The organism is Bradyrhizobium oropedii (assembly GCF_020889685.1).
In the GTDB taxonomy this organism is placed as follows: Bacteria; Pseudomonadota; Alphaproteobacteria; order Rhizobiales; family Xanthobacteraceae; genus Bradyrhizobium; species Bradyrhizobium oropedii.
Genome location: NZ_JACMYO010000086.1, coordinates 9,265 through 34,042, shown reverse-complemented (window position 1 = coordinate 34,042; position 24,778 = coordinate 9,265). Strand labels below are relative to the sequence as shown.

At 64.9% G+C, this 24,778-nt stretch carries 14 protein-coding genes; 2 read left to right on the top strand and 12 right to left on the bottom strand.

What is annotated here, in order from left to right; translation table 11 throughout:
- Positions 1-134: 134 nt before the first annotated feature.
- The 8 genes from H8A95_RS23405 to H8A95_RS23370 all read right to left on the bottom strand — a co-directional run bounded on the left by H8A95_RS23405 (position 135) and on the right by H8A95_RS23370 (position 8,157).
- Complete coding sequence (locus H8A95_RS23405; RefSeq protein ID WP_229185221.1) at positions 135-602, bottom strand: MarR family winged helix-turn-helix transcriptional regulator; 468 nt, start codon at positions 600-602, stop codon at positions 135-137.
- Positions 583-1,341 carry a nitroreductase family protein gene (locus tag H8A95_RS23400; protein WP_229185220.1) on the bottom strand — a complete coding sequence of 253 codons (759 nt, stop codon included), beginning with the start codon at positions 1,339-1,341 and terminating at the stop codon, positions 583-585. Before H8A95_RS23400 ends, H8A95_RS23405 begins: the two co-directional genes overlap by 20 nt.
- 151 nt (positions 1,342-1,492) lie before the next feature.
- Positions 1,493-2,299, bottom strand: a complete 807-nt coding sequence (locus tag H8A95_RS23395) for an MBL fold metallo-hydrolase (protein WP_229185219.1) — start codon at positions 2,297-2,299, stop codon at positions 1,493-1,495.
- Entirely contained in the window at positions 2,296-3,087 is a 792-nt protein-coding gene (locus H8A95_RS23390; protein WP_229185223.1) for a TatD family hydrolase, read from the bottom strand. The genes H8A95_RS23395 and H8A95_RS23390 overlap by 4 nt, the downstream gene beginning before the upstream one ends.
- Before the next feature lie 14 nt (positions 3,088-3,101).
- Positions 3,102-5,108 carry a methionine--tRNA ligase gene (gene metG / locus H8A95_RS23385; protein WP_229185218.1) on the bottom strand — a complete coding sequence of 669 codons (2,007 nt, stop codon included), beginning with the start codon at positions 5,106-5,108 and terminating at the stop codon, positions 3,102-3,104.
- 73 nt (positions 5,109-5,181) lie between these two features.
- On the bottom strand, positions 5,182-6,222 hold the full coding sequence (locus tag H8A95_RS23380) for a DNA polymerase III subunit delta' (protein ID WP_229185217.1): 1,041 nt from the start codon (positions 6,220-6,222) through the stop codon (positions 5,182-5,184).
- Positions 6,219-6,905 carry a dTMP kinase gene (tmk, locus tag H8A95_RS23375; RefSeq protein WP_229185216.1) on the bottom strand — a complete coding sequence of 229 codons (687 nt, stop codon included), beginning with the start codon at positions 6,903-6,905 and terminating at the stop codon, positions 6,219-6,221. The genes H8A95_RS23380 and tmk overlap by 4 nt, the downstream gene beginning before the upstream one ends.
- 1 nt (position 6,906) lies before the next feature.
- Positions 6,907-8,157 carry a D-alanyl-D-alanine carboxypeptidase family protein gene (locus H8A95_RS23370; RefSeq protein ID WP_229185215.1) on the bottom strand — a complete coding sequence of 417 codons (1,251 nt, stop codon included), beginning with the start codon at positions 8,155-8,157 and terminating at the stop codon, positions 6,907-6,909.
- 162 nt (positions 8,158-8,319) lie between these two features.
- On the opposite strand from H8A95_RS23370, the gene H8A95_RS23365 reads away from it, so the two are divergent.
- On the top strand, positions 8,320-9,255 hold the full coding sequence (locus H8A95_RS23365) for an alpha/beta fold hydrolase (protein WP_229185214.1): 936 nt from the start codon (positions 8,320-8,322) through the stop codon (positions 9,253-9,255).
- Between the two features lie 18 nt (positions 9,256-9,273).
- Here H8A95_RS23365 and H8A95_RS23360 read toward each other — a convergent pair whose 3' ends face one another.
- Both H8A95_RS23360 and H8A95_RS23355 read right to left on the bottom strand, forming a co-directional pair.
- Complete coding sequence (locus tag H8A95_RS23360; protein ID WP_420839442.1) at positions 9,274-10,203, bottom strand: septal ring lytic transglycosylase RlpA family protein; 930 nt, start codon at positions 10,201-10,203, stop codon at positions 9,274-9,276.
- Positions 10,204-10,900: 697 nt separating this feature from the next.
- Positions 10,901-12,151 carry a matrixin family metalloprotease gene (locus tag H8A95_RS23355; RefSeq protein ID WP_229185212.1) on the bottom strand — a complete coding sequence of 417 codons (1,251 nt, stop codon included), beginning with the start codon at positions 12,149-12,151 and terminating at the stop codon, positions 10,901-10,903.
- Positions 12,152-12,378: 227 nt separating this feature from the next.
- Here H8A95_RS23355 and H8A95_RS23350 point away from each other — a divergent pair, with 227 nt between their 5' ends.
- Positions 12,379-12,813 (top strand): NUDIX domain-containing protein, encoded by a 435-nt coding sequence (locus H8A95_RS23350; protein WP_229185211.1) that lies wholly within the window; start codon positions 12,379-12,381, stop codon positions 12,811-12,813.
- On the opposite strand, the gene H8A95_RS23345 is transcribed toward H8A95_RS23350, so the two are convergent.
- Together H8A95_RS23345 and H8A95_RS23340 are read right to left on the bottom strand one after the other, a co-directional pair.
- A complete protein-coding gene (locus H8A95_RS23345; RefSeq protein WP_229185222.1) occupies positions 12,806-13,246 on the bottom strand; it encodes an arsenate-mycothiol transferase ArsC in 441 nt (146 codons plus the stop codon). The two genes, H8A95_RS23350 and H8A95_RS23345, sit on opposite strands and share 8 nt — an antisense overlap.
- Before the next feature lie 257 nt (positions 13,247-13,503).
- On the bottom strand, positions 13,504-24,768 hold the full coding sequence (locus H8A95_RS23340; RefSeq protein ID WP_229185210.1) for a filamentous haemagglutinin family protein: 11,265 nt from the start codon (positions 24,766-24,768) through the stop codon (positions 13,504-13,506).
- Between the last annotated feature and the right edge of the window lie 10 nt (positions 24,769-24,778).

Here is a 24,778-nt window from a genome sequence, read left to right as displayed (position 1 = left end):
AACCACGAATGCCGATTGTGTTGCAACGCTGGAGCGACAGCCTACTTCAACCACGATGCCCTGTGGTTATGGGTCCCTGCTCCCGTGCGCAATTGCGCACTAGGCAGGGACGACAGCGAGTATGTGGCGCCGGCTCAGCCATCGGCCAGACGGCCGAGCAGATCATAGAGCTGCTTCCTCTCGTTCGCCTTGAGCGGCGCCAGCGTCGTCGCGGTGCATGCGATCTCGATCGGGATCAACTGCTCGACCAGGGCTGTGCCGGCCGCGGTCAGGTCGATCAGGATCAGCCGCTTGTCGGTCGGGTCGCGCCGGGTCGCAACCAGCCGCCGCTTCTTCAGCCGCAGCACGACGTCGCGGATGTTGGCGGGCTCCATCGCCACCAGCCGGCCGAGCAGGTTCTGCGACAGCGCCCCGCGCTCGTAGAGCCGGGCCAGCGTGGCATATTGCGGGGCCGTCAGGTCGTAGGACCCGATCCGGTCGACCAGGTTGGACGAGGCGCGCTGATAGGCCCGCCGCAGCAGGAACCCGACCTGGTCCTCCAGCCTGTAGTCCGACGCGAGGCGCCCGGCTGGCGCCGGCGCCTTAGTCGACGTTCTCGGCATCGCGGTACATCACCTTGTGGCGCGTGGTCGAAACCCATTCGTCGATCTGGGCTTCCGTCATGAAGTGCGAGGCGTCGAACCTGTTACAGTTGCTGATGTCGGCGAGGCTCTTCTTCCAGCGCTTGTACGGCGTTTTCGCCGGCGGACCGAAGCACATGATGTCGAGCACGGACAATTCCTCGGGGATGCCGAGCAGCGGCTTCATCGCCTGCTGGGCCTTCTCCTGCCCGATTGCGGTCACCCACCAGACGTTATAGCCCAGCGCAGCCGCCGCAAGATGCGCCGACATCGTCGCCGCCGCGACGCTCTGCAACAGGATACGCTCGGCATTCTGCTTGTACATCTTGTCGAGCTCGGAGCGGTCATTGAGCACGGGAAAGGCCTTGACCCAACGGAAGTCGCTGGCGACGACGATGAAGCCGGGGGCCGACGCGAGGCCGCGATAATCGGGTGTCGGAAACTTCATCTTGAGCCGGGCGCGCGCGACCTGCTCCTCGCGGAAATACTCGGTGATCCGGTTCTTGAGGTCCTGATCGGTGACGGCAATGAAATGCCAGGGCTGCGCATTGGCGCCCGACGGCGCGTGGCGCGCCGCCTCCAGGATCATGTCGTAATGCTCCAACGGCATCGCATAGCTGGAGTCGAATGCCCGGGTCGTCAGCCGGTTCTTCACGACGTCCATCAGCGCGTCATATCGCGTGCGGTCGGTGTAATCCTGCGCTGCCACAGCTTCCGCCATTGAGGCCTCCCGATATTGTTATGATCATAACGATATCGACAATGCGCAAAAGGTCAATGCCCGACTGCGATGTCTGGCCATCATCTTGGCGCGTGGAACCGCGCGCGCCTGGTAGACGCGTGGGTTCGACTAGCTCCGCACGATTTAAGCTTCAGCCTACCCGATCGAGCGTCAGCCGCATGCCGTCATAGGCCGGGATCACGCCGGCCGGCAGGCTCTGCCGCAGCACCTCGTAGTCGAGGTCGGAGTGCATGTTGGTGATGACCGCACGCTTCGGCTTGAAGCGTTCGATCCATGACAGCGCATCGGCGACGCTGAAATGGCTGGGATGCGGCGCATAGCGCAAGCCGTCGACGATCCAGAGATCGAGGCCCTCAAGCGCCGGCCAACTCTCCTTGGGAATGTCGTGCAGATCGGGCGTGTAGGCGGCGTCGCCGATGCGGTAGCCGAGCGCGGGAATCCGGCCATGCAGCACCAGGAAGGCCTCGAGCTTCAGCGGACCGCCCTTCCCTGTGACGGTGTGGCTCTCGCCCGCCTCGATCGAATGCCGGGTCAGGATCGGCGGATAGTCGCTGCCCTCCGGCGAAATGAAGCAATAGGAGAACCGCGCCATGATGTCCTTGGCGGTCGACTGGTTGAAGTAGACCGGGATGCGACGGCGCTGGTGCAGCACGACGGAACGCAGATCGTCGATCCCGTGAGTCTGATCGGCATGCTCATGGGTCAGGAACACCGCGTCGATATGCTCGACATTGCCGTCGATCAGCTGCTCACGCAGGTCGGGCGCCGTATCGATCACGACCCGCGTGGTGCCGTGCTCCATGGTGCGCTCGGCCATGATCGAGCAGCGGCGGCGACGGTTTTTGGGATTGTTCGGATCGCAGGCGCCCCAGCCGAGCGCCGGGCGCGGCACGCCGGCGGATGAGCCGCAGCCCAGGATGGTCAGTGTCAGCGTCATGCAGCAACCTTCGGCGCCGGCACCTTGGAGAACAGCCGGAAGAAGTTTTCGGTGGTCTGCCGCGAGATCTCCTCCAGCGAGACGCCGCGGGTTTCGGCGAGCACCTTGGCGACCTCGACGACGTAGGACGGCTCGTTGCGCTTGCCGCGGAATTTGCCGGGCGCAAGATACGGCGCATCGGTCTCGACCATGATGCGGTCGGCCGGCAGCTCGGCGGCCAACGCGCGCAGCGCTTCGGACTTCTTGAAAGTCAGGATGCCCGTGAACGAGATCGACAGCCCGAGCGCGATTGCCTTCATCGCGAGCTCGCGTCCGCCGGTGTAGCAGTGCAGGACCGCCTTGAACGGGCCCTTCGCGACCTCGTCCTCCAGGATGCGGCCGCAATCCTCGTCGGCCTCCCTGGTATGGATGACGAGCGGCAAGCCGGTTTCGCGGGCAGCCGCGATGTGCGCGCGAAAGCCGCGCTCCTGCGCTTCGCGCGAACCATGCTCATAGAAGTAGTCGAGCCCGGCCTCGCCGAGCGCCACGACCTTCGGATGCCTGGTCAGCTCGATCAATTCGCTGGCCGTGATGCCGTCCTCTTCGTCGGCATGATGCGGATGGGTGCCGACCGAACAATAGACGTCCGGAAAGCGCTCCGTGATCGCAAGCAGGCCGCCGAGTCGCCTTACGCGGGTCGAGATCGTGACCATGCGGCCGATACCGGCCGCTTCGGCGCGTCCGACGATCCCGTCGAGCTCGTCGGCGAAGTCAGGAAAATCCAGATGGCAGTGACTGTCGACCAGCATGAATTTCGAACCGCTCATTCGGTCTTCGGTTCCACGTAACGTGGAAACACGCCAACCGGCGCCGGCAGAACCGTGCCCGGCTTGATCCGCTCCGCGATCGCCGTGAAGTTGCGGGCATCCGCTGATATGCCGAGGCTGTCGAGCATCTTGCCACAGGACTCGGGCATCACGGCCTGCGCCATGATCGCGATCTGCCGCACGACTTCGGCGGTGACATAGAGCACCGTCTTCTGGCGCGCCGGATCGGTCTTGGCCAAGGCCCACGGCGCCTCGCCCGCGAAATAACGGTTGGCTTCGGCGACGACGGCCCAAACCGTGTTGAGCCATTGATGGATCTGCTGCGTGGCCATCGCGGTCCGCGACGTCTCGAGCATGGCGTCGGCCTGCGCCAGGATCGCCTTGTCGTTGTCGCTGAACTCGCCGGGCTCCGGCAGCACGCCGCCAAGTTGCTTGGCGATCATCGACAGCGAGCGCTGCGCCAGATTACCGAAATCATTGGCGAGGTCGGCATTGATGCGCGCGACGATGGCCTCGTGGTTGTAGTTGCCGTCCTGCCCGAACGGCACCTCGCGCAGGAAGAAGTAGCGCACCTGGTCGACGCCATACTGGTTGGCCAGATTGAAGGGATCGACCACGTTGCCGACCGACTTCGACATCTTCTCGCCCCTGTTGAACAGGAAGCCGTGGGCATAGACCCGCCTCTGCAAGGGGATGCCGGCCGACATCAGGAAGGCCGGCCAGTACACCGCGTGAAAGCGGATGATGTCCTTGCCGATGATGTGCACGTCGGCCGGCCAGTAGCGCCAGCGCGCGTCGTTTTCGTCGGGATAACCGACACCGGTGATGTAGTTGGTCAGCGCGTCGACCCAGACATACATCACGTGCTCTGGATCATCGGGCACCTTGACGCCCCAGTCGAACGTGGTGCGCGAGATCGAGAGGTCTTTCAGCCCGCCCCGCACGAAGCTCATCACCTCGTTGCGCCGCGAGTCCGGGCCGATGAAATCGGGCTGGCTCTCGTAGAGATGCAGGAGCTTGTCCTGATAGGCCGAGAGCTTGAAGAAATAGCTCTTCTCCTCGACCCACTCGACCGGCGTGCCCTGCGGGCCGCGGCGGACGTTGTCGTCGCCGACTGTGGTCTCATCCTCGGCGTAATAGGCCTCGTCGCGCACCGAGTACCAGCCGGCATAGGCGTCGATGTAGATATCGCCATTGTCCTGCATGCGGCGCCAGATTTCCTGCACCGACTTGTGGTGCGCGGGCTCCGAGGTGCGGATGAAACGGTCGAACGAGACGTTGAGCCGCTCGTCCATCTCCTTGAACCGCGCGGCGTTGCGGGTGGCGAGTTCGTGCGGCGTCATCCCCTCGCCCTGCGCGGTCTGGATCATCTTCTGGCCGTGCTCGTCGGTGCCGGTCAGGAAGAACACATCCTTGCCGTCGAGCCGCTGGAAGCGCGCCAACGCATCGGTCGCGATCGCCTCATAGGCGTGACCGATATGCGGCTGGCCGTTCGGATAGGCGATCGCGGTCGTGATGTAGTAGACGTTGCCGCGGTCTGCGGCGGCGGCCCTGACGGGCGCAGATACAGGAGCCGCAGCTGCGGGCCTGGGCGGCTTCGGCGCGCGAACCGCTGCCGGTCTCGGCGCCTTCTCGGCAGCCGGAGCCTTCGGCAGAGCGGGCTTCTTTGCAACCGGTGCGACGGCCGCTGCGGCTGCCTTCCTCGGCGCAGCCTTGGTGGCCTTCGCAGCAGCTTTCTTGACCGTTTTCTTGACCGTTTTCTTGGCCGTCTTCTTCGTAGCCTTCTTCACGGTCTTTTTGGCAGCTTTCTTCGCTGCCGACTTCTTGGCTCCCGACTTCTTGGCTCCAGTCTTGGCCTTGACGGCCTTCTTCACCGTCTTGGTGACGCGCCCGCCCTTCTTGGCCGTGCGCGACTTCGCCGCGGCCTTCCGGGTCGCGCGAGCGGGCGATGCCTTCTTCGTCTTCTTCGCTTTCTTCGACAATTTCTTCTTAGCGGTCGCCACCACGGAATCCTTTGCAGATCGAAACGAGATTGTCGGGAGTGTTGTCAAGCAGAGGTGTTTTCAGACTTGGCGTCTATCGGGTCGCGTCCGCGAGCATCGAAAACACCGAGAAAACCAGCGGCTTGCGCTCCAGATTGTAGGCTTCGGTATCGCGCGCGGCGCGGACGATCTTTTCCCATACCTCCGCCAGCCGTGCAAGGCGCGGCAGATTGGCATTGGCATCGCCGGTGCGCATGCGCTCGCTCATCCAGCGATCGATGCCGTCGATGAAGGCGGCGAGCGCGACGCGGTCGCTGGTGCCGAGCGCGTCGCCCAGCGCATGCAGCTCGCGCGGATCGACGTTCGGCAACGTCGCGAGCAGCGCGGCCGTGCGCTGCTGTAGCTTCAGCGCGTCGCCACCGAGCAGCGACAATGCCCGCCAGACGCTGCCTTCGGAGGCTGCCGCGGCTTCCAGGAGCGCCGGATCTTCAGCGTCGATATCGGTTGCGGCCGCGGCTGCGCGCACCACGTCGCCCGTCTCCAGCGGTCGCAGCAGCAGTTTGCGACAACGGGACAGGATGGTCGGCAGCACCCGTGACGGCGCGTGGCTGACCAGCAGGAACAGCGACTGCTGCGGCGGCTCCTCGAGGATTTTCAGCAGCGCGTTCGCGGCATTGGGATTGAGCTCATCGACCGTGTCGACAATGCAGACGCGCCAGCCGTCGACCGCTGCGGTCGAGCCGAAGAACGAGATCGTCTCGCGGGTCTCGTCGACCGTGATCACGGTGCGCATCACGCCGCGATCGTTGAGGCCGCGCTCCAGCACCAGCAGCCCGCCATGGGCGCCCGCCGTGATCTGACGGGCCACCGGATCGGACGGATCGACCCGCAACGTCGGCGCCGCCTGAACCTGAGACGATTTCGGATTGCGGAACGCGAGCACGAACCGCGCCATGCGGTAGGCCAGCGTCGCCTTGCCGATGCCCTGCGCGCCGCCGATCAGCCAGGCGTGCGGAATCCGCCCGCTGCGATAGGCATCGAGCAAGGTGGCCTCCGCCTCGCGATGCCCGAACAGATCGGGCGTTTCGCGCGGGTGGCGAGCGGGGCTCTCCTGTTCGACCTTGCGCGGGCTCATGCGGGAGTGTCCGCCGCGAGCGTTGCGCGCAGATGTTCGCGCAGTGCGGACCATATCCTGGCCGCGACCGTGTCGGGGTCGGCCGTGGCGTCGATCAGCACGCAGCGCTCCGGGTCTTCCGCCGCGATCCGGCGATACGCGTCACGCAAATCCTGATGGAACTTGATGCCCTCGGCCTCGAAGCGATCGGCCGTGGCGTTGCCGCGGCGCGCGGCGGCGCGTTGCAGGCCGACCTCGACCGGCACGTCGAGGATGAAGGTCAAATCGGGCTTGAGATCGCCGATGGTCACGCGCTGCATGGCATTGACGAGCGCCGGCGGCACCTGCCCGAGCTGGCCCTGATAGGCGCGCGTGGAATCGAAGAAGCGATCGCACAGCACCCAGATGCCCTGGTTGAGCGCCGGTTGGATCACAGTGCGGACATGGTCATCGCGCGCGGCGGCGAACAACAGCGTCTCGGCCTCCGGCCCCAGCAGCTTGCCCATCCCCGACAGCACGAGGTGACGGATGATCTCCGCCCCCGGCGAACCACCGGGCTCACGGGTCACGATCACGCGCAGCTTGGCGACATCGAGCCGTTCGGCGAGCTTGCGGATATGGGTCGATTTCCCCGATCCTTCGCCGCCCTCAAAGGTGATGAAGCGCCCGCGCAAGCTCGGCCGTTGGACTGCTGCTTCCGCCATGTCAGAGCTTCTCGACTCCTGCGCGGAACATTCCGATGACCAACTCCTGGGCGCCGTCGAGCGCACGGCGCATCGTCGATCCCGTGCCGACAGCGTCGGCGGCGAAGACCGGAGCCTCCATCGCGACATTGGCGCCGCGCCACACCCGCACCACGCCGATCTGCTGGCCGGCGCTGATCGGCGCCTTGACCGGGCCGCTATAGATGACGCGCGCCAGCAGCTTGTCGTTGCCGTTCTTCGACACCATCACCTTGATCGGATCGGGACTCACGAGCTTGACCGATCGGCTCTCGCCACCGAACACCCGGGCGTAGCCGACGGGCTGGTTGGCTGCGATCAGGATCCGGGTCTCGAAGCTGCGGAATCCCCATTCCAGCATCTTCTTGGCTTCAGTCGCGCGGTCCTCGGAATCCTCGAGGCCGTTGACCACGACGATCAGCCGCGTGTCGTTCTGCACGGCCGAGCCGACCATGCCGTAGCCGCCTTCCTTGGTGTAGCCGGTCTTCAGGCCGTCGGCGCCGGGCAAGGCGTTCAGCAGCGGATTGCGGTTCTGCTGACGGATCTTGTTCCAGGTGAATTCCTTCTCGCCGAACAGCTTGTACCTGTCGGGATAGGCCAGGATGATGTGGCGCGCCAGCACTGCGAGTTCCCGCACCGTCATCTTGTTGGTGGGGTCCGGCAGCCCGTTGGAATTGCCGAAGGTCGACTTCGTCATGCCGAGCTCGCGGGCGCGCTTGGTCATGAAGTCGGTCGCGAACGTATGCTCGTTGCCGGCAATGCCTTCGGCGAGCGCGATGCAGGCGTCGTTGCCGCTCGGGATGATCGCACCGTGCAGGAGGTCGTCGACCGAGACCTTGCTGTTGATCGCCGCGAACATCGTCGAGGTGCCGGACGGTGCCCCGCCGCGCCGCCAGGCGTTCTCGCTGATCCGGTACTCGTCAGTGAGCTTGATGTCGCCCTTCTTGATGGCGTCGAACACCACCTCGGCCGTCATCAGCTTCATCATGCTGGAGGGGGCGCGCAGCTCGTCGGCGTTCTTCTCGAACAGCACGCTGCCGCTACTGGCCTCGACCAGGATCGCGGTCGGCGCATCGCCGTCGAACCCGCCCTCTTCCTTCTTGGCGCCCTGAACGCTGTTGTTGGCGGCGTAGACCACCCCGCCGCAGCCGATCGCAAGCGCGACGGCGGCCGCGATCAGGCCGCGCCCGGCGCGAGCTGACAACGTGCGGGGAACTGCGGTCGGGGCTGCCATCGGCGATGTCCTGAAAGACTGCGTTCTAACAGCTGGAAGTATCGCAAACAACTGAGGTTTCTGCGCTTGTGCACGGCCGGCTGGATTGCCGCCTGCGTTGAACGTCCGTATCGTCGGAACCAGCTAACGACAGCAGAACCGGCAAACAAGGCGGAAACGCGAATGTCATCCTCCCGCACCATCTCAGCCAACGGCATCGACATGTTCGTGCGCGAGGCCGGCCAAGGACCATTGGTCGTGCTCTGTCACGGCTGGCCGGAACTGTCCTACTCATGGCGGCACCAGATCGCCGCGCTGGCCGCGGCAGGCTTTCGGGTCGTAGCCCCAGATATGCGCGGCTTCGGCCGGACCGGCGCACCGGCTGACGTCGGCGCCTACACGATCTTCGATACTGTCGGCGACATGGTCGCGCTGGTGGCTGCGCTCGGCGAGACGCAGGCGATGATCGTCGGTCATGATTGGGGCGCGCCGGTCGCCTGGCATGCAGCCCTGTTCCGACCTGATATCTTCACCAAGGTCGCCGGCCTCAGCGTGCCGCCACCGTTCCGCGGCCGCGGGCGTCCGCTCGAGACCCTGCGCGAGAGCGGCATCACCAATTTCTATTGGCAGTACTTCCAGCCGCCCGGTATCGCCGAGGCGGAGTTCGAGCGAGACATCGCCCACACCATGCGGCTGGTGCTGGGCCGCGGCGTCTCCGATCCGAACTCGATGTTCGTTGACGAGACCAAGGGCTTTCTCGGCAAGTTGCCGACCGGGATGCCGCTGCCGACCTGGATCACCGAAGCCGACATCGCCGAATTCGCCGAGGGCTACCGGCAGTCCGGTTTCCGGGGTGGCTTGAACTGGTACCGCAACCTCGATCGCAATTGGGAGCTGACGGCGCCATGGCAGGACGCGCAGATCCGTCAGCCCTCGCTGTTCGTCGCCGGCTCGAACGATTCGGTGATTACCGGCCTGATCGGCGTCAAGCGGGTCGCGGACATGGAACGCGTGCTGCCGAACCTGCGGCAGAAGCTGATCATCGAGGGCGCCGGTCACTGGATCCAGCAGGAGCGCCCCGAGGAGGTCAACGCGGCGCTGATCGCGTTTCTGAAATAATCAGACGAAGTGCCTGATTCAGTAGAGGCCTCGCCCGCTCAGCACTTCGGCGGGGCCACGCGCGTCGATCGGCACGTAAGCTGCCGCCGGGCTCGGGGTTGCGGCGTAGCGCGGGTCGCCCTCGTAGGACACTTCGCGCTGATTGTTCGCGACGCGGCGGTGCGACCGGCTCGAGGCCGACATTTCGGAAGTCGCGTTAGCCGATGCGTAGTCGGCATGGGTGTTGCCGAGGCTGTACGGCCGCCCCTCAGGCAGCGGGACGTCGCCGCGGACCCGGCCCGATGAGGACGATACCTCTGGGATGAACGGCCGTGCCGAGGCGACCCGCACCATCGACGGTGACGGTGCCGGCGTGCCGGTGCGCAAGGTCGCCATCAGCTGACGGTCGTCGGACCCTTCCAGCGGTGCCCGGCCGACATATTCGACACGGACACGGGCGACGCCATTTCCTTTAAAATCAAGTAGTTCGGCAGCTTTGTTCGAGACGTCTATGAGGCGATTGCCGTGGTACGGACCGCGGTCATTGACGCGGACGACGAGCGATTTGCCGTTGCTCAGATTGGTGACGCGCGCGTAGCTCGGCATCGGCAGGGTCGGATGGGCCGCCGTGAGTGAGCCCATGTCGAACACCTCGCCATTGGCGGTCAAGCGGCCGTGAAAATCGTCGCCATACCAGGACGCCATGCCCTCGGCGCGGTAATTCTCGTTCTCCTCCGGCACATAGGTGCGGCCGGCGACGACGTAGGGTTTGCCGATGCGGTAGGTACCGCCGCCCTTCGGTACGGGGTCGCCCAGCGCCACGACGCGTGGGCTCGACGATACGCCGTATTTGGGATCGACCCGGCTGGCGAGGTTTGAGTTGGCGCAGTTGGCGAGGACGAGGCACGTCGCCACCGCAACGGCGCCGCGCGCCGTCCGGATCATCGAATCTGGCCGTCTAATCCCCATCTGCCCCAAGTACCATTCTGCCGGACCCGCGCCTACTTCGAGGCGTCGGGATCGATTCTGTCACCGTGCGGCCCACCTCCGCACCGGATGGTGAAGATATCGCAACCGGAACACGGCGGAAATGGGGAGAGCCGTTGGGCGGTGGCGTCTTGGTGAATGGTCTGTTGCGCCTCCTCCGTCGTTCTACGGACCCTCGCGCCGGCGAAACGCCCTCGCCTGTCCCGCGATCAGACACACTGTTGCAGCAAATCATCAGTCGGGGGGCATCTTGGATTCCAACAATTGAATCTTTTTGACTGTGCAAGGCTGCAATCGTTTTCTCTTCCGCGTGGGGCGCAAAGGAAGTTTGCGATGATCGAGACGGTTACAGCGGTGATGGGCCTGGTGAGTGCGGCGATCTTCTTGGCGCATGCCGTGGAAGGCTATCGGTACCGGGCCTGACGGTCCGTTGAAAGGCGGAAAGACGCGTCACCTCTTTCCAGGAGTGAAGTTCGGAAAGCTTTAATCAATTCGGATGAGCATCGGTTGAAAGCAGGTGTATCATGCGTAATCACGATTTGGTCTCCGACGGGTTTCTAACCCTGACCGCGGCAAGCCTCGTGCTGCTGTGCTCCAGCCTGCTGGCGTTCGCTTTCGGCTGAACGTCATTGACGCGCGCGCAAGGCCCGCGCCTCCCCTCAAGCTACCTCGCGATCTCTCAAGCGAAGAAATGGCCGGCCGCACCTGCCGCATGAACCAGCGCAAGGCCGGTGGCATCCAGCAAATGCGTACTCGTGACGTGGCTGCCGTCGAATACCAGCTCGGTCACTATTCCGGATGCGCTCTCGGTCAGGATGGTGGCTGAGCCGTTCTTCATGTCAGCGACATCGAGAATGGGGTCGTAGTTGCCCGGTAGCAGGGCACTTGCGACAAACTTGAAATTGTCGAAGTAGAGCAGATCGATCGCGCCCGACGAAGATTGCGTCACGACGTCGGCATGCCCGTCTCCGTTGACGTCCGCGACCCCGACGACATTCCAGAACGCCTGGCTCGTCAGCGCACTCGTGGTGAGCTTGCCCGCGCTGCTGAACCCCAGGAAGTCAATCTGCCCGTTCGACGACTGACTGACGAATTCGGCATTCGCAGCCCCGCTGAACAAACCGGCGCCCTTGACGTCCCAATAGCTCCCCGTCATCAGCAGCGAGCTCGACAGTTGACCCGCGCTGAAGTTGAGCAAGTCGATCTGTCCATTGGACTGGGTAATGACGGCCGGATTGCCGTTTGAGGCAAAATCGACGTTGCCGACGACCTTCCAGAACGATTGCTGCGTCAGGGCCGAACCCGTGAGATGTCCGGACGCGTTATATTGCAGGAAATCCAGGCGTCCGTCGGCGAGCTGGCCAGCCGTCGAAACGGCGATTCCCGGCAGCACCCCGTAGAGAGCTCGCACACCGTCGATGTCGGATTGAGTGAGATCCGTGACCGCTGGATTGACGACAGCATTCATGATCGCCGGACTAACATTGTAGTGATCCAGTCCGAGGCTATGTCCGATCTCGTGGAGCGCGACGTCGTAGAACGAGACGCCACCGTTGCTGACAAGCTGACCATTGACGAGGTGCCAGCCCTCATCCATGTCGAACGTGATGTCGGAAGCAATCTCCGAGCCGGCAAAATACGAGCTCTGTTCCTGGCCCACAATGTTGTTCGGGCCATCGATGTGGCTGAGCCCGAGACGAATTTGATTTGCGGCGGCGTCAGTGACCTCATGGAAGTCGATATTGGCTGCCGATTCCCATCTGTCGAATGCCTCCCTGATCTCGGTCTGGAACATTCCGGTCAGGAAGCTGTCGAACTGAATGAATTGGCCCGTGAGGTTGGCTGTCGCAAAACTCCAATCGATCTCACCCGAGGCGGTGCCGAGTGCGCTGGAGCCCCATTTGAAGCCTTCGAGAACGTAATCAGCCATCTAGCGATGCCTCTGGCTCAATGATGCCCCGTGGGTTGAGCGATAGTCCAGGTCCAAGAGACGCACCCAAATCAACCACCGCATATTTCTACCAACGATCGTCGAATTTGGCCATGTTCGCTCCTGTTATCTTGACAGTGTTCCCGAGACTTTCCAGCTTGGGCCGAGCAGGATCATGACCGCGAGATGATATGGATCTAGGCCTTCCCGAGGAAGCGAGATCACGGATGAGCGGCCGCATGAGAGAGGGAACATCTGCGCTGCTCATCAGCACCGACGGTCGTTTGCTCATGCAGCTGCGCGATGATCTGCCGCATGTTTCCGATCCCGGAAAGGTCAGCCTGTTTGGCGGCCGGCGCGAGGGGACCGAGTCCTTCCTGGAGTGCGTCGTGCGCGAAATCCATGAGGAGATCGGCTACTATTTGCCGCCCGAGCGCTTTGAGCTGATCGGCCGGTATTCTGGGGCGGATCATTTGACGCCAAGCGGCACGCTGCACGGCGAGGTGTTCCTGGCGCGAGACGTGCCCACCGACCAATTGAAGGTGACCGAGGGCCGCCTTGAGATCGTCGACATCGACGAACTGGAACGTATCCGCGGCAGGCTCGCGCGCCCGGCGGAGTATGCGCTGGAGATATTCCTGAAGCGGGAACCGACTACCTGAGGGATGAAACCAGCTCGCGGACGCGATCGTCGAGCATCGCCAGCGCGACCGAAGGATGGGCCACGTCGATATCGTCCACGTGCCAATACGTCACCCTGTTGGCGACCTCGGGGAACCGCCGCTCGATCAGCGGACGATGCTCGGCCTCCTTCAGCGCGATCACCAGATTCGCACCGTCGAAGTCAGCCAATGAACAGGGTTGCGGGTAGCGCGTTACGCCCTCGGGAACGATGCCGCCTGCGCGGAGACGATTGTCGGTAAAGACCGACATCGGCCCGACATTGTCGGGCGATCCACGTTCGGCCGCGCCTCTCGAGGATGCGCGCCACGCCAGCTGTTCGGTTCGTGCGAGATGATTGAAGAGTTCTTCTGCGTACCGACTTCGGTAGTAGTTGCCGGTGCAAAGAAAGAGGATGCGCTTCATGGCCGTCATGATGGCCAATGTCGGCCTTCGCGGTCAACCGCGTTGCATGCATGTGCGGACGATCTGCGGCGCGGCTCGTTGACGCCGGCAAAGGCCAAGCCGGCTCTCTCGGTCGAAGCGCCCCTTTTTCCACGTGGGTATCGGGCCAACGGTCAATTGACACCGGTTTCGTTGCCAAGTTCCAGCCGACTGCACCCATTTGGCGCATCGGCTTGGAGCAGAATGAAGACCGGACCGACGAGCCTCTGCCTGTCGAGGTCGAATCGCTATCGCGACAACAGGTGCCGCCTTTCGTCTTCGGTCAGTTGCTGCGTCTGCTCGGCCGTCAGCTCACCGCTGCCGACCACGCGAAACATGCTGTTTGGATCATAGCTCTGCCGCTCGTTGCCGCCGCGGCGCTGGTCGTTCCCGCCGCCGGGATCCGACGCGCCGTCGCCGCCGCCATAGCCGAGCACCTCGACAATAATGACCGAGGGTTGTCCGGTATTGGCTGCCGGTGCCGCGGCCGTCGGTTGCTGGGCCGCGCCCGCGGTGTTGTTCGCCGCGGTCAACGCGCCCACCGGCGGCCCCTGCACCACCGGCACACCGACCGACGTGCCCTGCACCTGGATATTGGCGATATTGAGCACCTGCAGCGCTTCGAGGGTGAGATTGCCCGACACACGAATGCCGGCCTCTCCGGCATCGATCGTACCGTGCGGCGCGAACAGGTCGACGTTGCCGGGAGGAACACCGGGAACACCAATCAGGGTCGCGATGCCGGCGCCAGTCTGCGGCGTGTTCGGTGTCTTGGCCGCACGGCCGTACCGATCGTAGACGACCAGCGGCGGCGACGTGACGATCGAGGTCTGCTTGCCCTTGCCGGCGTTGAGGTCGCCGTTGGTCGAGAACATCAGGATGTCGCCGCCGAGTTCGGTGAAGACGCGCGACTGCGCCACCACGACGCTCCGGTCGGTGAAGATGTTGACGTCGCCGCCTTCCAGCGTCAGCAGGCCGGGGCGCGCAGTGTCGGTCTGCCCGGTCAGATCGGGCGTCTGGTTCTCGATGCCAAGCGACACGCCGCCGCCGGGCGCCAGGATGTTGATGCTGCCACCCTGCTCGGAGCGGATGCGTGCGAGCTGGAACAGCGACAGATTGCCGGTATAGGCCGTGGTGGTGCCACCGATCACACTGCCTGGGAACAGGGTCTGGATCGCCCGGTAGGCGCGATCGTACCCCTTGCCGCCGGCGCCAGCGCCATTGGCCGCCGCCTCGCCGCCCGCCTTGAGCTCGGCGAAATACACCTGCTCGATGAACGGCAGTTGTGCGGCCGGGGCGAGCTTGCGGAAATCGGCGAGCGCCTGGTCGCGGCTGAGGGTGGCGCCCTCGATCCCGCTCATGTAGCTGGCGAGCTGCGCGAGATAACCTTGCGTCGTCGCATCTGTATTCCGCGGATCGAAATAGAGGCTGATGAAAGCCGCATTGGCGGGACCGTTGGCGCCGACACCGACCGCAACGCCGATCGAGGCGCCTGTCGCCGGCAGCAACGGATTGTCCGCGTTGCCGACCGAGGTGATGCCAATCCCCTGCAGATGAAACTGGCCCAACTGAGCGACAATGTCGCGACCTGCAAGGACGGACAGCGCGCCGGGTCCCTCCACACGAATGTTGAAGAAGTCCGGGTAAGCCAGGCTGCAAGGCTGGCAGCTGACGATGTCGCGCCCGGCTTGCACGAGCGAGGCGTCGCCGAGCCCGGCGTTCTCGATATCGATGATCGGCTGGAGGATATCGAGGCCAGCGCGCACCTGCGCGCGCTCCGACGTCGCCAGGGCGAGCTTTGTCAGGCTGCCCTGGACCGCATAGACATGCACGGTATGCGGATCGTTGAAGCGCACCAGGTTCGAGGGCAGCGACAAAGGATCGCCAAACGTGTCGTAGGGATTGGAGAATGTGCTCGCGTAATCACTGCCTGCCGGCGCCGAAGCGCCATTGACCTGAGACAGCAGATCGACCGCCGTCATGCTGACGCCAAACCCGACGATGTCCTGCTGGGCCAGCAGATCGAGGCGGGCCGTCGGCGCGGCCAGTGCGGCGAGATAATTGAAACCGAAGCTGGTTAGCCGAGTGACGCCGGCCCGAATGGAGCCGCCGGCCGCCGTCAGCTCGAAAATCGGTGGCGCGAAATCACCATGCACCGTGATGTCGCCGCCTTCCGCGAATTCGCTCAGGGCGCTGTTGGACGTCATGCTGGTGAAGAAGCCATAGGGCGCCGCCGGGGTGTAGTAAAAAGCGGGAGGCCCATTTCCCTCCAGACCGGCCGGGATGCGATAGCTGCCGTCGCTTGCGGGATCGGGCTGCTGCGTCATCCGCGTCGGATCGCCGACGATCGCGTTGATTCCCCGGCGGGACACTACATTGAACTGGGCGTCGCCGATCAACAGATCCACGCGCGCGACAGTCGGGGGCGTGGTGTTCAGCGGTGCCATCCCGATTTCGCCAGCCTGGATGTCGGCCGTCCCCCGCCCGACCAGGAGATTGGCATAGTTGATGCCGCCTCCGACCGCGAGCGAGAGATTGCCGCCGCCGTACACCGACAACGCGCCGGTGGCGGTCAATCCGCCCGTCGTCGGCAGGCTGATGTCGACATTCCTGAGGTCGCCGTCGACTGTGGCCCTGACGTTACCTCCTCCCAACGCGCCAAGTCCCTTGAACGCGGCCACCGATGGGAACGAGTCGATTCCGTAGTCGAGATACGGTTGATAGTAAGCGCCGAAATTGAGGAACCAGGTCGGACTGGTGGCTGTGGTCGGACTGATGGCCACTGGTACTGGTTCGGTCCATAGCCAGTAGGTGTCGGGCTCAGAGGCCGCGTAGCTCTTCACACCATTGTTGCTTGTATCCGCGCCAATCAGGCTGCCATGCACCTTGACCGTGAGATTGCCACCGCCGCTCTGATAGCTCGCGTTGAATGTGGTGGGATAAAGCGTGTCGAACGACAGCGGATTGCCGTTCGCGTCGTAGGTATAGCCGAGATAGGTACTGTAGTCGTACGTGACGGCCGACAGAATCAAAGGGCGCTGTCCCGGCGTGAAATTCGGGGTGACAGGCTCCCCTGCGGTATAAATCCCGAACGCGGTCTGGATATCGATGTTTCCAGCCGCGGCAAGCTCGATGTCGCGGGTGCCTGTGCGTACCACGCTCGGAATCTGCACGATGGTGCCGCTGTCGTGGACATTGGAGTCGATCAGGTAGGGAGCCCCGGAAAAATCGATCGCCGCGAAAATGATCGAGCCCGGCTCCGGATTGGCCGTCGTGGCGGCAGGCCGCAGCACGGTCGGCACGACCGCCAGCGGATCGGCGGCGGCAAGGTCCGCACCGGCCACCAATCGGAGCGTGGCGGACCCCGAGCCTGCCGGCAGTGGCGCTGCGATGGCGAAGATGCTGCCGTCCGGCGAACTGACCGGCGCGGCAAAGCCGTCGCTGAGGCTGCCATTGATCAGCAGGTTTCCGGCCGCGCGCAACGTCAGCTCCATCGCCTCACCATTGTAGCGGTAGGTGTGCAGATCGATGCCGGAATTGGTGCTGGATGGATTTTGTAACAGCTGGAGATCACCGCTGCTGCGCAGCTCGATGCCCGGCATCAGGTGGAAGGCGGTGACGGCGGTGCCGGTCAGCGTGCCGATACCCGTCCTGGCCGTCGCCGCAGCGATATACGCCCGAGCGTCGGCATCGGCCATCGCCAGGTTGGCGTCGACATAGGGCGTGCCGCTGACGTCATAGACCTTGACTGCCTCGACATCGATCTCGCGTGCACCGACGACCCGGACCCCGTTGTTGCTGATGCGCACGCCGGTGGTGCCGTTGCTATTGGCCGTTCGCGGCGCGCGCAGCCAGACCTGTCCGCCATTGAGCGCGATGCTGGGGTCGGTGCCGGCGACGCTGATCGTCGGCGTGCTGCCGGAGGCGGCATCGATATCGAACGTCAACATGCCCTGGCTGTTGCCGGAGAGGCCGAGAAACACCGTGCCGCCCCTCGCCGCGGTGGTGCCGGCATTGAGCGCCGCATGCGCGCCCAGTTCCAGATTGTTGCCGGCGATCAGGCGGATGGTCGCATCGCTGCCGCCGCTCGCATCGATCAGGCCGGTGACGGTGATGCTGCCGCCGCTCGCGGTCAGCTCGACGTCATGGGCGGTGATGTTGCCGACATTGATGTCGCCGTTCGCCAGCGTCAGTGCCTGCTCGCCCGAGAAACCCGCGATGTTGCCGAGCAGCGCGCTGGCGTCGCCGGACTTGACCGCGAGGATCGCCTTGCCGCCAGCGTAGCGCGGATCGGCGCTGGCCAGCAACTGCCCGTCGAGATGGGCAGTGCCGTTCGGCGCGACGATGGTGAGCGTGCCGGCGTTACCGCCCTGGTCGGAATCCACGACGTCGAGCATCGGCAGCGTGACCGAGCCCAATCGGCCGCCGCGCAGATCGACCACTGCTCCGGCGGCAACCGCGACATCGCCGTTCAGCGTCTGCAGCGTAACGCTGCCGGCCGGCGCAATCCGAACCACATCGAAGAACGGTGTCACCGCGCCGGCGACATTGGTGACCGATCCGGCCTGCAGCGTGATGCCGTTCTGCGCCGTGAAGGTGATCGCCCCAGACGGCAGGTTGATGGTGGTGCCCTGGACGATGCTCTGCGCCGAGACGGAAAGCGTCGCGCCGTTGGAATTGGCGGCCGGCTGGACGGCACCGCCGGGCTGCGCGGCGAAGGTGACCGTGCCGGCATTGGCGACGAGCTGCGTCAGCGCGCCGGCCTGCGCTGTCACCAGCGGTGCTGCGATCGTCAGGCTTCCGCTGACGCTGAAAATGCCCGGCATCACCTCGCCCGGGGCGTAAGACACCGTGCCGATGTTTTGCATCGTGCCCGCAGAGATCGGGCCCGCATAGGCGACACCGCCAATCACCTGCCCGGACGCCGCCAGCGTCACGGTGTTGAAGCCGCCGAAGGCAAGATTGCCGCCGCCGGCCAGCGTCAGCTGCGCCGCATCGATCTCGAACGCGCCCTGCCCGCTTCCGGTGGAAGCCGCGCCGGTCGTGCCGCCGTTCAGCATGATCGCGTTGGCGCGGAGCCTGACGCGGTCGGTGGCGGCACCAAACCCGTTGATCACGGGCGCACTCAACGTCAGCGCGGCGAGCAGCGGCTGACCGGTCGCCGGATCCAGATCGCCGAGATCGATCGAGCCATAGGCGTTGATCGCCGTGGACGCCGACAGCATCAGGTTGCCGGTCGCCGGCAGATCACGCAGCGGATCACCTTCGGACAATTGCGCGAGCAGGCTGGCGCTCAGGTTGAAGCCGGAAGTGCCTCCCGTGCCGAAATTGATCACGGGAACGCTGATCATGACCGTCGGCGCCGCAAGGCGAGCGGACGGATCCATGCTGATCGTGTTCGAGGCGCTCAGCGCAAGGACGCTGCCGTCAAGGATTTGCGCGCCCGCGCCGATGCTCAGCTTGCTCGTGCCGCTGGTCCCCGTCGGCAGCGTGACCGGCAATACCGGTGCGTTGGACGCCAGCACGAATGCGCCGGCCCCGTTGCCGACGCGCGCCAGCGCGATCGATCCCAGGGTCTTGCCGGTCCTCGGATCGTTCGGGAACAGGGTGGAGATCGCGCCGAACGACGTCGTGTCGATCAGCGCGCCGGAGCCCATCGTGATCGCGCTGCTCGCGGTCAGCATGATTTCGGGCGCAGTGAGCACGGCGCCACTGTCGATCTGGAGCTGCTGCGCCGCCGGCGTGATGGTCAGCACGTTGCCGTACAGGTTGCGCGTACCGCCGATCAGAATGCTCTGCGCGCCGATGCTGTCGATCGCGCTGGCGAGCACCCCGGTCATGCCCGGCGCCGCGCTGCCGCCCGGCGCGAGGATCTCGAGATTGGACGCGACGATATCGGCCTGCCCGCCCCGGCCGCCCGCCGGAGCCGTGAAGTCGCCGAACCCACCGGTGGCCGGCAACGACAGGCTGTTGGTCACGCTGATGACGAGCTGTCCCGCATCGAGCGGCAGATAGGGCGCGGCGATCCCGCTCGCGGCCGCCTTGGCCGCATAGAACTGGTTCGCGGTGGTTTCGGCATATTGCGACTGCTGGCGGACGACCGCGCCGGGTGTCACGATGTAGACCGAGGGAAGCGCGTCGTGGAAGCCCGTGTTGGCGACCTCGCCATAGCCGAGCACCTCGTAAGAGCCGTCACGCTGCGCAAAATTCGACAGCCCGGCGGCGGTGGTCTGCTTCGCCGCGACGGTGACCTTGTAAGCTCCAGGCAACAACGCGTAATGCCCCGGCAGCAAGGTGTAGGTGCCGGCCGACAGCCCGGGAATTCCGCTCAGATAGACCTGCTGACCGACCTGCAGCGCAACCGGCGCCGACGTCGCCTGCGTCGGATCGCTGAGCTGCATCTGCGGGTCGCGCGGCGCATAGCGGTTGCCGAGACTCGGCAGGATCGCGAATGTCTTGATACCGTCGAGCGTATCGACCGACCCGCCGGCGCCGCTGACGAACTGCGCACCGTAGAGATCTCCGCCGCCTGACTCGTCGACGCGCGCGGAGGCCGCCCCGCCGGACGCTCCCGCGACCGTCAGCGCCTTGCCATAGAATGAGATCGTCTTGGCCGGCGGCGCGCTGATCGTATTCGCGGTGCCGCTGCTGTCGTAGCCGTAGATCCAGTCGGAGTTGCCGAGCGGCGCGCCATATGGGATCAGCATGCCGGCGGCCGACACCGACGTAATGCTGCCGGGCAGCAGGTTGATGGCGCGCGTGCTGGCAAGATTGTTCGGGTCTCCGAAGGTGATCTGCCCGAGCGGCGCCAGCAGGACGCCGCCTTGATTGATGGTCGGAGCGATGATCTGCACGGATCCGCCCGCCGACAGCGGCATGTAGGGCGCCTGGCCGTTGCTGGCGAAGCTGACCACGCTGTTGGGTCCTGTCGCCCGAATCTGGAACAGACCGCTCGGTATGCTGGTGTATGCATTGCTGACCGGCGCGGTGGTGATCGGATAGATTTCGGTCCCGGTGAACGTCAGGTCACCGGCAGTTGTCATCGTGGTCGCGTAATAGGGCGACATCCTGGAGATGGGCACCAGGCGGATGTCGCCCAGGCTGTTGAACGACATGCTGGCGAAGCCAGGCAGCGACACCGTCTGCTGAACCGGCGTACCGAAATTGATGAAGCTCGTCACATAGCTGTAGCTCGCGCCGCTGCGCAGGGTGCCCTCGATGTCGATCAGGTCGGCATCGACCTCGAGACGTGCCGTACCGGCCATGGGCACTGCGCCATAACTGCCGAGGCCAACATAGCTGATGTTGGTGAATTCGTTGACGTTGCGCTGGCCGCCGCCGATATCGACATAGGGCGCGCTGAGGCGAACGTTCGCGCCGGGCGCGGCGCTGATGTTGCTGGCATTGATGGTCAGGCTACGCGGCATGGCGAGATTGACGCTGCCGCTGAACACCAGAGCATCGACCGCACCGAGCGACGCGGACGCAAAGCCGCCGCTGGTGATCTGATCGGCCCCGATGAAGATCGAGCCAAGCACATTGCCCGGGATCGCCTGTCCCTGGGTGAGGCCGGCGGCCATCATCGGCGCGGCCTGGCTCACGATCGTCTGGAACACCGGCTGCACGAACTGCGAGACCCCGGAGCTGTCAGCGGCATAGCTCCCGATCATCTGATCGATTGTCAGGCTGCCGCCCACAACGCCGGCCCCACTGGCCTGCGCCTTCATGGTGGCGTCGAGCAGCAGGCCGAGCGACGCCCGGATCGCGATGCCGCCGCCCGGAGTCGCGACTTGAGTCTGGATCAGACTGGACCGACCCGCGGCCTGGAGGATCGTCCCCGATGTGCCCGACACATCAATGATCGCCCCGGCTTGCGCCACGACCACACCGAGCGGTTGCTCGCCATAAGGCTGGGTGGCCGAATAGGGATAGTAGAGCGCGGGCTGCGCATCCTGATTGATGTTGACCTGACCGCCGCCGAGCACCGTGTTCACCGGGTGCCCCGACGCCTCCAGCGTCGATGTCACGAGGCCAGGCGCCAGCAATCGGGCGTCCGCTCCGATCCAGAGCGTCTGCGTGGCGGCATAGAGCGGACCGTTGTAGGGCGGCACCCCGGCCTGCGAATTGATCGCGACCCAGGGTCCGGTCGTACCGGTCAGATCAAGATTGATGGTTCCGGCGGGCGCGTTGATGGTGCCGTCGATCGTCAGTTGATGGCGTGCGTGCAGCGATATCGCCGCCTGCGGATCGGCATTGATCACGACGCCCCGCTGAACATCGAGATTGCCGTTGAAGGCGTCGATCGCGCTCAGCACCAGGTTGACGGGCGCCGGCCGCTGATACGACGGCAGCATCCCCAACGTCGCGGCGGTCATGACATCGCTGCCCGTCGGTGCCGAAATGGCCTGCGCATTCGGAACCAGATTGACCCCATGCAGCTCGAGATCGGTGCCGCTCGCGACCGTCAGGTTCTGGTAGCTGTAGAGGGCGTACTGGCTGAAGCCGCCGCCGGCAAAGAAGCTGTGCGACAGATGCATCACGCTGGCCGGATCGACCGGCGTGAAGTTGCTGGTCCCGTCGGCGTTGATGCTGTCGATTGTGCGGAGCGGAAGGATGGCGTCGCCGCCGATCTGGATCGCGGGCGTCGCGATGCTGAGTGTGCCGCCACCGGTGAAGCCGTAGGACCGCAGCGTGCCGTCGAGATAGACCCGGCCCGGATAGGTCTGCGCGAGCGTCGTCGAATTGTGCAGCGTCGCGCCGAAGCCGTCGGCGATCAGCGCGATGTTGCCACCGGTTCCGACCGGCAGGCCGTTGCTGGTCTTGATCCGGCCCGTGCTCTGGATCCAGCCACCACTCGACGCATCGATCACCGCCCCGTCATCGATCCGAAGGCTGCCGTAGCCGTTGACGGTTAGCTTGACGTTGCCGCCGTTGTAGAGCGTAGGCCGGGTATCGCCGCCGCCGGTGCGATCGTTGACCCACAGGCCGCGCGTATCGATCATGCTGCCCGGATGCAGTTCGATATCACCGCTGAAGCTCGTCGTTCCGTACAGCGCTGCGTTGACGGTCACCGAGCCGGCACGCGCCACCAGCTGGCCGTCGATCGAAATTCCCCCGCCGGCATTGCCGACACTCGAATTCAGGGTGATCGAGCCGCCTGAGGCAACGTGAAGCCTGGTGCCGCCTACGATGCTGATGCCGGGAGATACGGCCCCGCTGACCGGATCGGTCACGCCGCCCCCGGCATTGATGGTGATGCTGCCGTAGCTCGCCTGGTCGAGCAGATCGGCAGACAGATAGACTGTTTGCTGCAAGGGCGACGGCAGCGGCGCCGTCGCACTCAAAAGTTCCGGCGGCGCAACCGATGATGCGATGACCACGCTGGTGGGAACCTGAATGGTGAGCGCGGCGCCCGCCGGAAGCGTATTGGCGGTCCGCTGATAGGGTCCGTTGACGGTCGCCGCAACAACCGAGGCATCGACCTCTGCCGCGCCCGCAATCACGGTCAGAGCGCCGGCGGCGCGTCCTTCAAGATAGGCCGGCTGGTAGATCTGACTGGGGACCAGTGGATTGGCATAGAATTCGGTGACGCCCCAATGGGCGTGATTAACCGTGAAGCCGACCCCGATCGAGATGTAGGTCAGGTCGGCGGGGGCCTGATTGGCGCTGTAGATCCTGCCGTCCGAGCCGACCAGCCAGGTGACCGGCACATAGCCGGCTTGGTGCGCGAGCGAGCCGCCGGCAATGTCGATCGACGCACCGGGCCGCAGGATGGCGTCGCCCGTGGAATAGACGATCACCGAACCGCCGGTGGTCAGACGCTGGTCGATCGGCCGCTCGACCTGACCGAGCCATCCCGACACTTCGAGCAGACCGCCTGCTGTGTAAACCCGATCCGATGCCAAAGGGTCGAGATCGTGGACGTTCACCCACACGTTCTTGCTGGAAAGAATACCGCCGCGCTGCAATGGCGAGTCGCGCAGCTCGTTGGCGCGCACGTTTACCTGCACCACGTCGCTCGACGCCGCGACCGGGATGCCCTGCAACCCCGAAACGTCGATCAGCGAACCGGTGTCGACAATTACACGGGCGCCGTCGCGGCTGAAATTCGTATTGATCTTGGCGGTCGGATTGTCCTGCAGATAGAGCTGGTCGCCATGGCTCGATGCCTGAAGCGCAACGCGCCCGGATGGCGCGACGATCGCAGCCCCCGACTGCACGCTGACGAAGCCGCCCTCGACCGTGATCCGCGACTGGGCCTGGGGCTGGGTGTCCATCGCAGTCAGACCATCCTCCTCCGGGAGAACAGCGGTGACGCTGCCGGGCGCGAGCCGGACCGCACCGGTCTGCGTCGACACCGCATAGTGCGAGGTGCTGTCATAGCCAAAGATCCCCTGCAGTCCCTGCTGCGCGGACAGCAGGATCGAACCGGCCTGATTGACCGAGGTGGTCGCCACCAGCACGCCGGACTGCTGCAAATTCATGCCGACCAGCGTGACGCTTCCGGTCGGCGCCGCGATGAGGCCGGTGTTGCTGACCGTGCCGCCATTGAGCACATTCAACATCAGACCCTGCTGGCTCGTGCTGCCGCTTGTCGTGACGTAAACCGACGTGCCGGCCGCGAGCGCGGCCTGCCCGCCTGGCGTAACGATGCTGCCGCTGTTCTGCACATTGGCGCCGAGCAGGAATACGTTCCCGCCTCCCGTGGTGACGGATGCGGGCGGCGCCGTGACGATCACGGCACCGGGCTCGACGATGACGTTGCCCGTTGGGCCGCTGCTGTTGGCGAAGATCGGGGCCTGCAGATTGCCGGAGTTGTCGAACGGTGAGCGATTGAGCAGCGCGGTCTTGAACTGCTGATCGGTGACATTGAGTGTCGATGCCACCAGCGAGCCAACATTGACCTGGCTGGCGCCGCCGAAAATGATGCCGTTCTGGTTGATCAGCAGCACCTGGCCGTCGGCGTTGATATGGCCGAGGATCTGGCTTGGTCCGACATTGCCGATCACGCGATTGAGCGCGACCCAGTTGCTGTTGCCCTGCTGGTTGAACACGACGTCGGTCCCGGCGCCGACGTTGAAGCTCTGCCAGTTGAGGATGGCCTGCGGCGCGGTCTGGGTGATGCCGACGCTGGTGCGTCCGTTGGCGCTCCTCTGGGTCGGAAGGCTGGCGCCAGACCAGAGGTTCGATCCGGGCGCAGCGCCCGGCGCGACTTGTAGCCCGCCCGGTGCCAGACCATTGGGCACCGTCAGCTGCGGCAGCGTCTGCGACGTGCCGGCGGCCTGTGCAGCACTGCGGGCGGTCGCCTGTGCCGCCTGCATGGCCTGGATCGCTTGGGCCGCTCGCACCAATGCGCCAGAGCTTTGGGCAGCCGCGTCAGCCGCCTGCTGGGCCCCAGCGCTCGCCGCGTCGGCTGCGTATTGTGGCGCCGCGATCGCCCGCGCGGCACCGAACGGCCTCGCGCTCGCGGGATACGCAGCGAGCAACAATGTCACCAGGCTCGTGCCGGCCATCAACCCGCCG

Excerpts from the sequence above, each read along its gene's own strand:
- H8A95_RS23405 (WP_229185221.1), bottom strand. The coding sequence starts at position 602 with ATGCCGAGAACGTCGACTAAGGCGCCGGCGCCAGCCGGGCGCCTCGCG.
- H8A95_RS23400 (WP_229185220.1), bottom strand. The coding sequence starts at position 1,341 with ATGGCGGAAGCTGTGGCAGCGCAGGATTACACCGACCGCACGCGATAT.
- H8A95_RS23395 (WP_229185219.1), bottom strand. The coding sequence starts at position 2,299 with ATGACGCTGACACTGACCATCCTGGGCTGCGGCTCATCCGCCGGCGTG.
- H8A95_RS23390 (WP_229185223.1), bottom strand. The coding sequence starts at position 3,087 with ATGCTGGTCGACAGTCACTGCCATCTGGATTTTCCTGACTTCGCCGAC.
- H8A95_RS23380 (WP_229185217.1), bottom strand. The coding sequence starts at position 6,222 with ATGAGCCCGCGCAAGGTCGAACAGGAGAGCCCCGCTCGCCACCCGCGC.
- tmk (WP_229185216.1), bottom strand. The coding sequence starts at position 6,905 with ATGGCGGAAGCAGCAGTCCAACGGCCGAGCTTGCGCGGGCGCTTCATC.
- H8A95_RS23370 (WP_229185215.1), bottom strand. The coding sequence starts at position 8,157 with ATGGCAGCCCCGACCGCAGTTCCCCGCACGTTGTCAGCTCGCGCCGGG.
- H8A95_RS23365 (WP_229185214.1), top strand. The coding sequence starts at position 8,320 with ATGTCATCCTCCCGCACCATCTCAGCCAACGGCATCGACATGTTCGTG.
- H8A95_RS23360 (WP_420839442.1), bottom strand. The coding sequence starts at position 10,203 with ATGGGGATTAGACGGCCAGATTCGATGATCCGGACGGCGCGCGGCGCC.
- H8A95_RS23355 (WP_229185212.1), bottom strand. The coding sequence starts at position 12,151 with ATGGCTGATTACGTTCTCGAAGGCTTCAAATGGGGCTCCAGCGCACTC.
- H8A95_RS23350 (WP_229185211.1), top strand. The coding sequence starts at position 12,379 with ATGAGCGGCCGCATGAGAGAGGGAACATCTGCGCTGCTCATCAGCACC.
- H8A95_RS23345 (WP_229185222.1), bottom strand. The coding sequence starts at position 13,246 with ATGACGGCCATGAAGCGCATCCTCTTTCTTTGCACCGGCAACTACTAC.
- H8A95_RS23340 (WP_229185210.1), bottom strand. The coding sequence starts at position 24,768 with ATGGCCGGCACGAGCCTGGTGACATTGTTGCTCGCTGCGTATCCCGCG.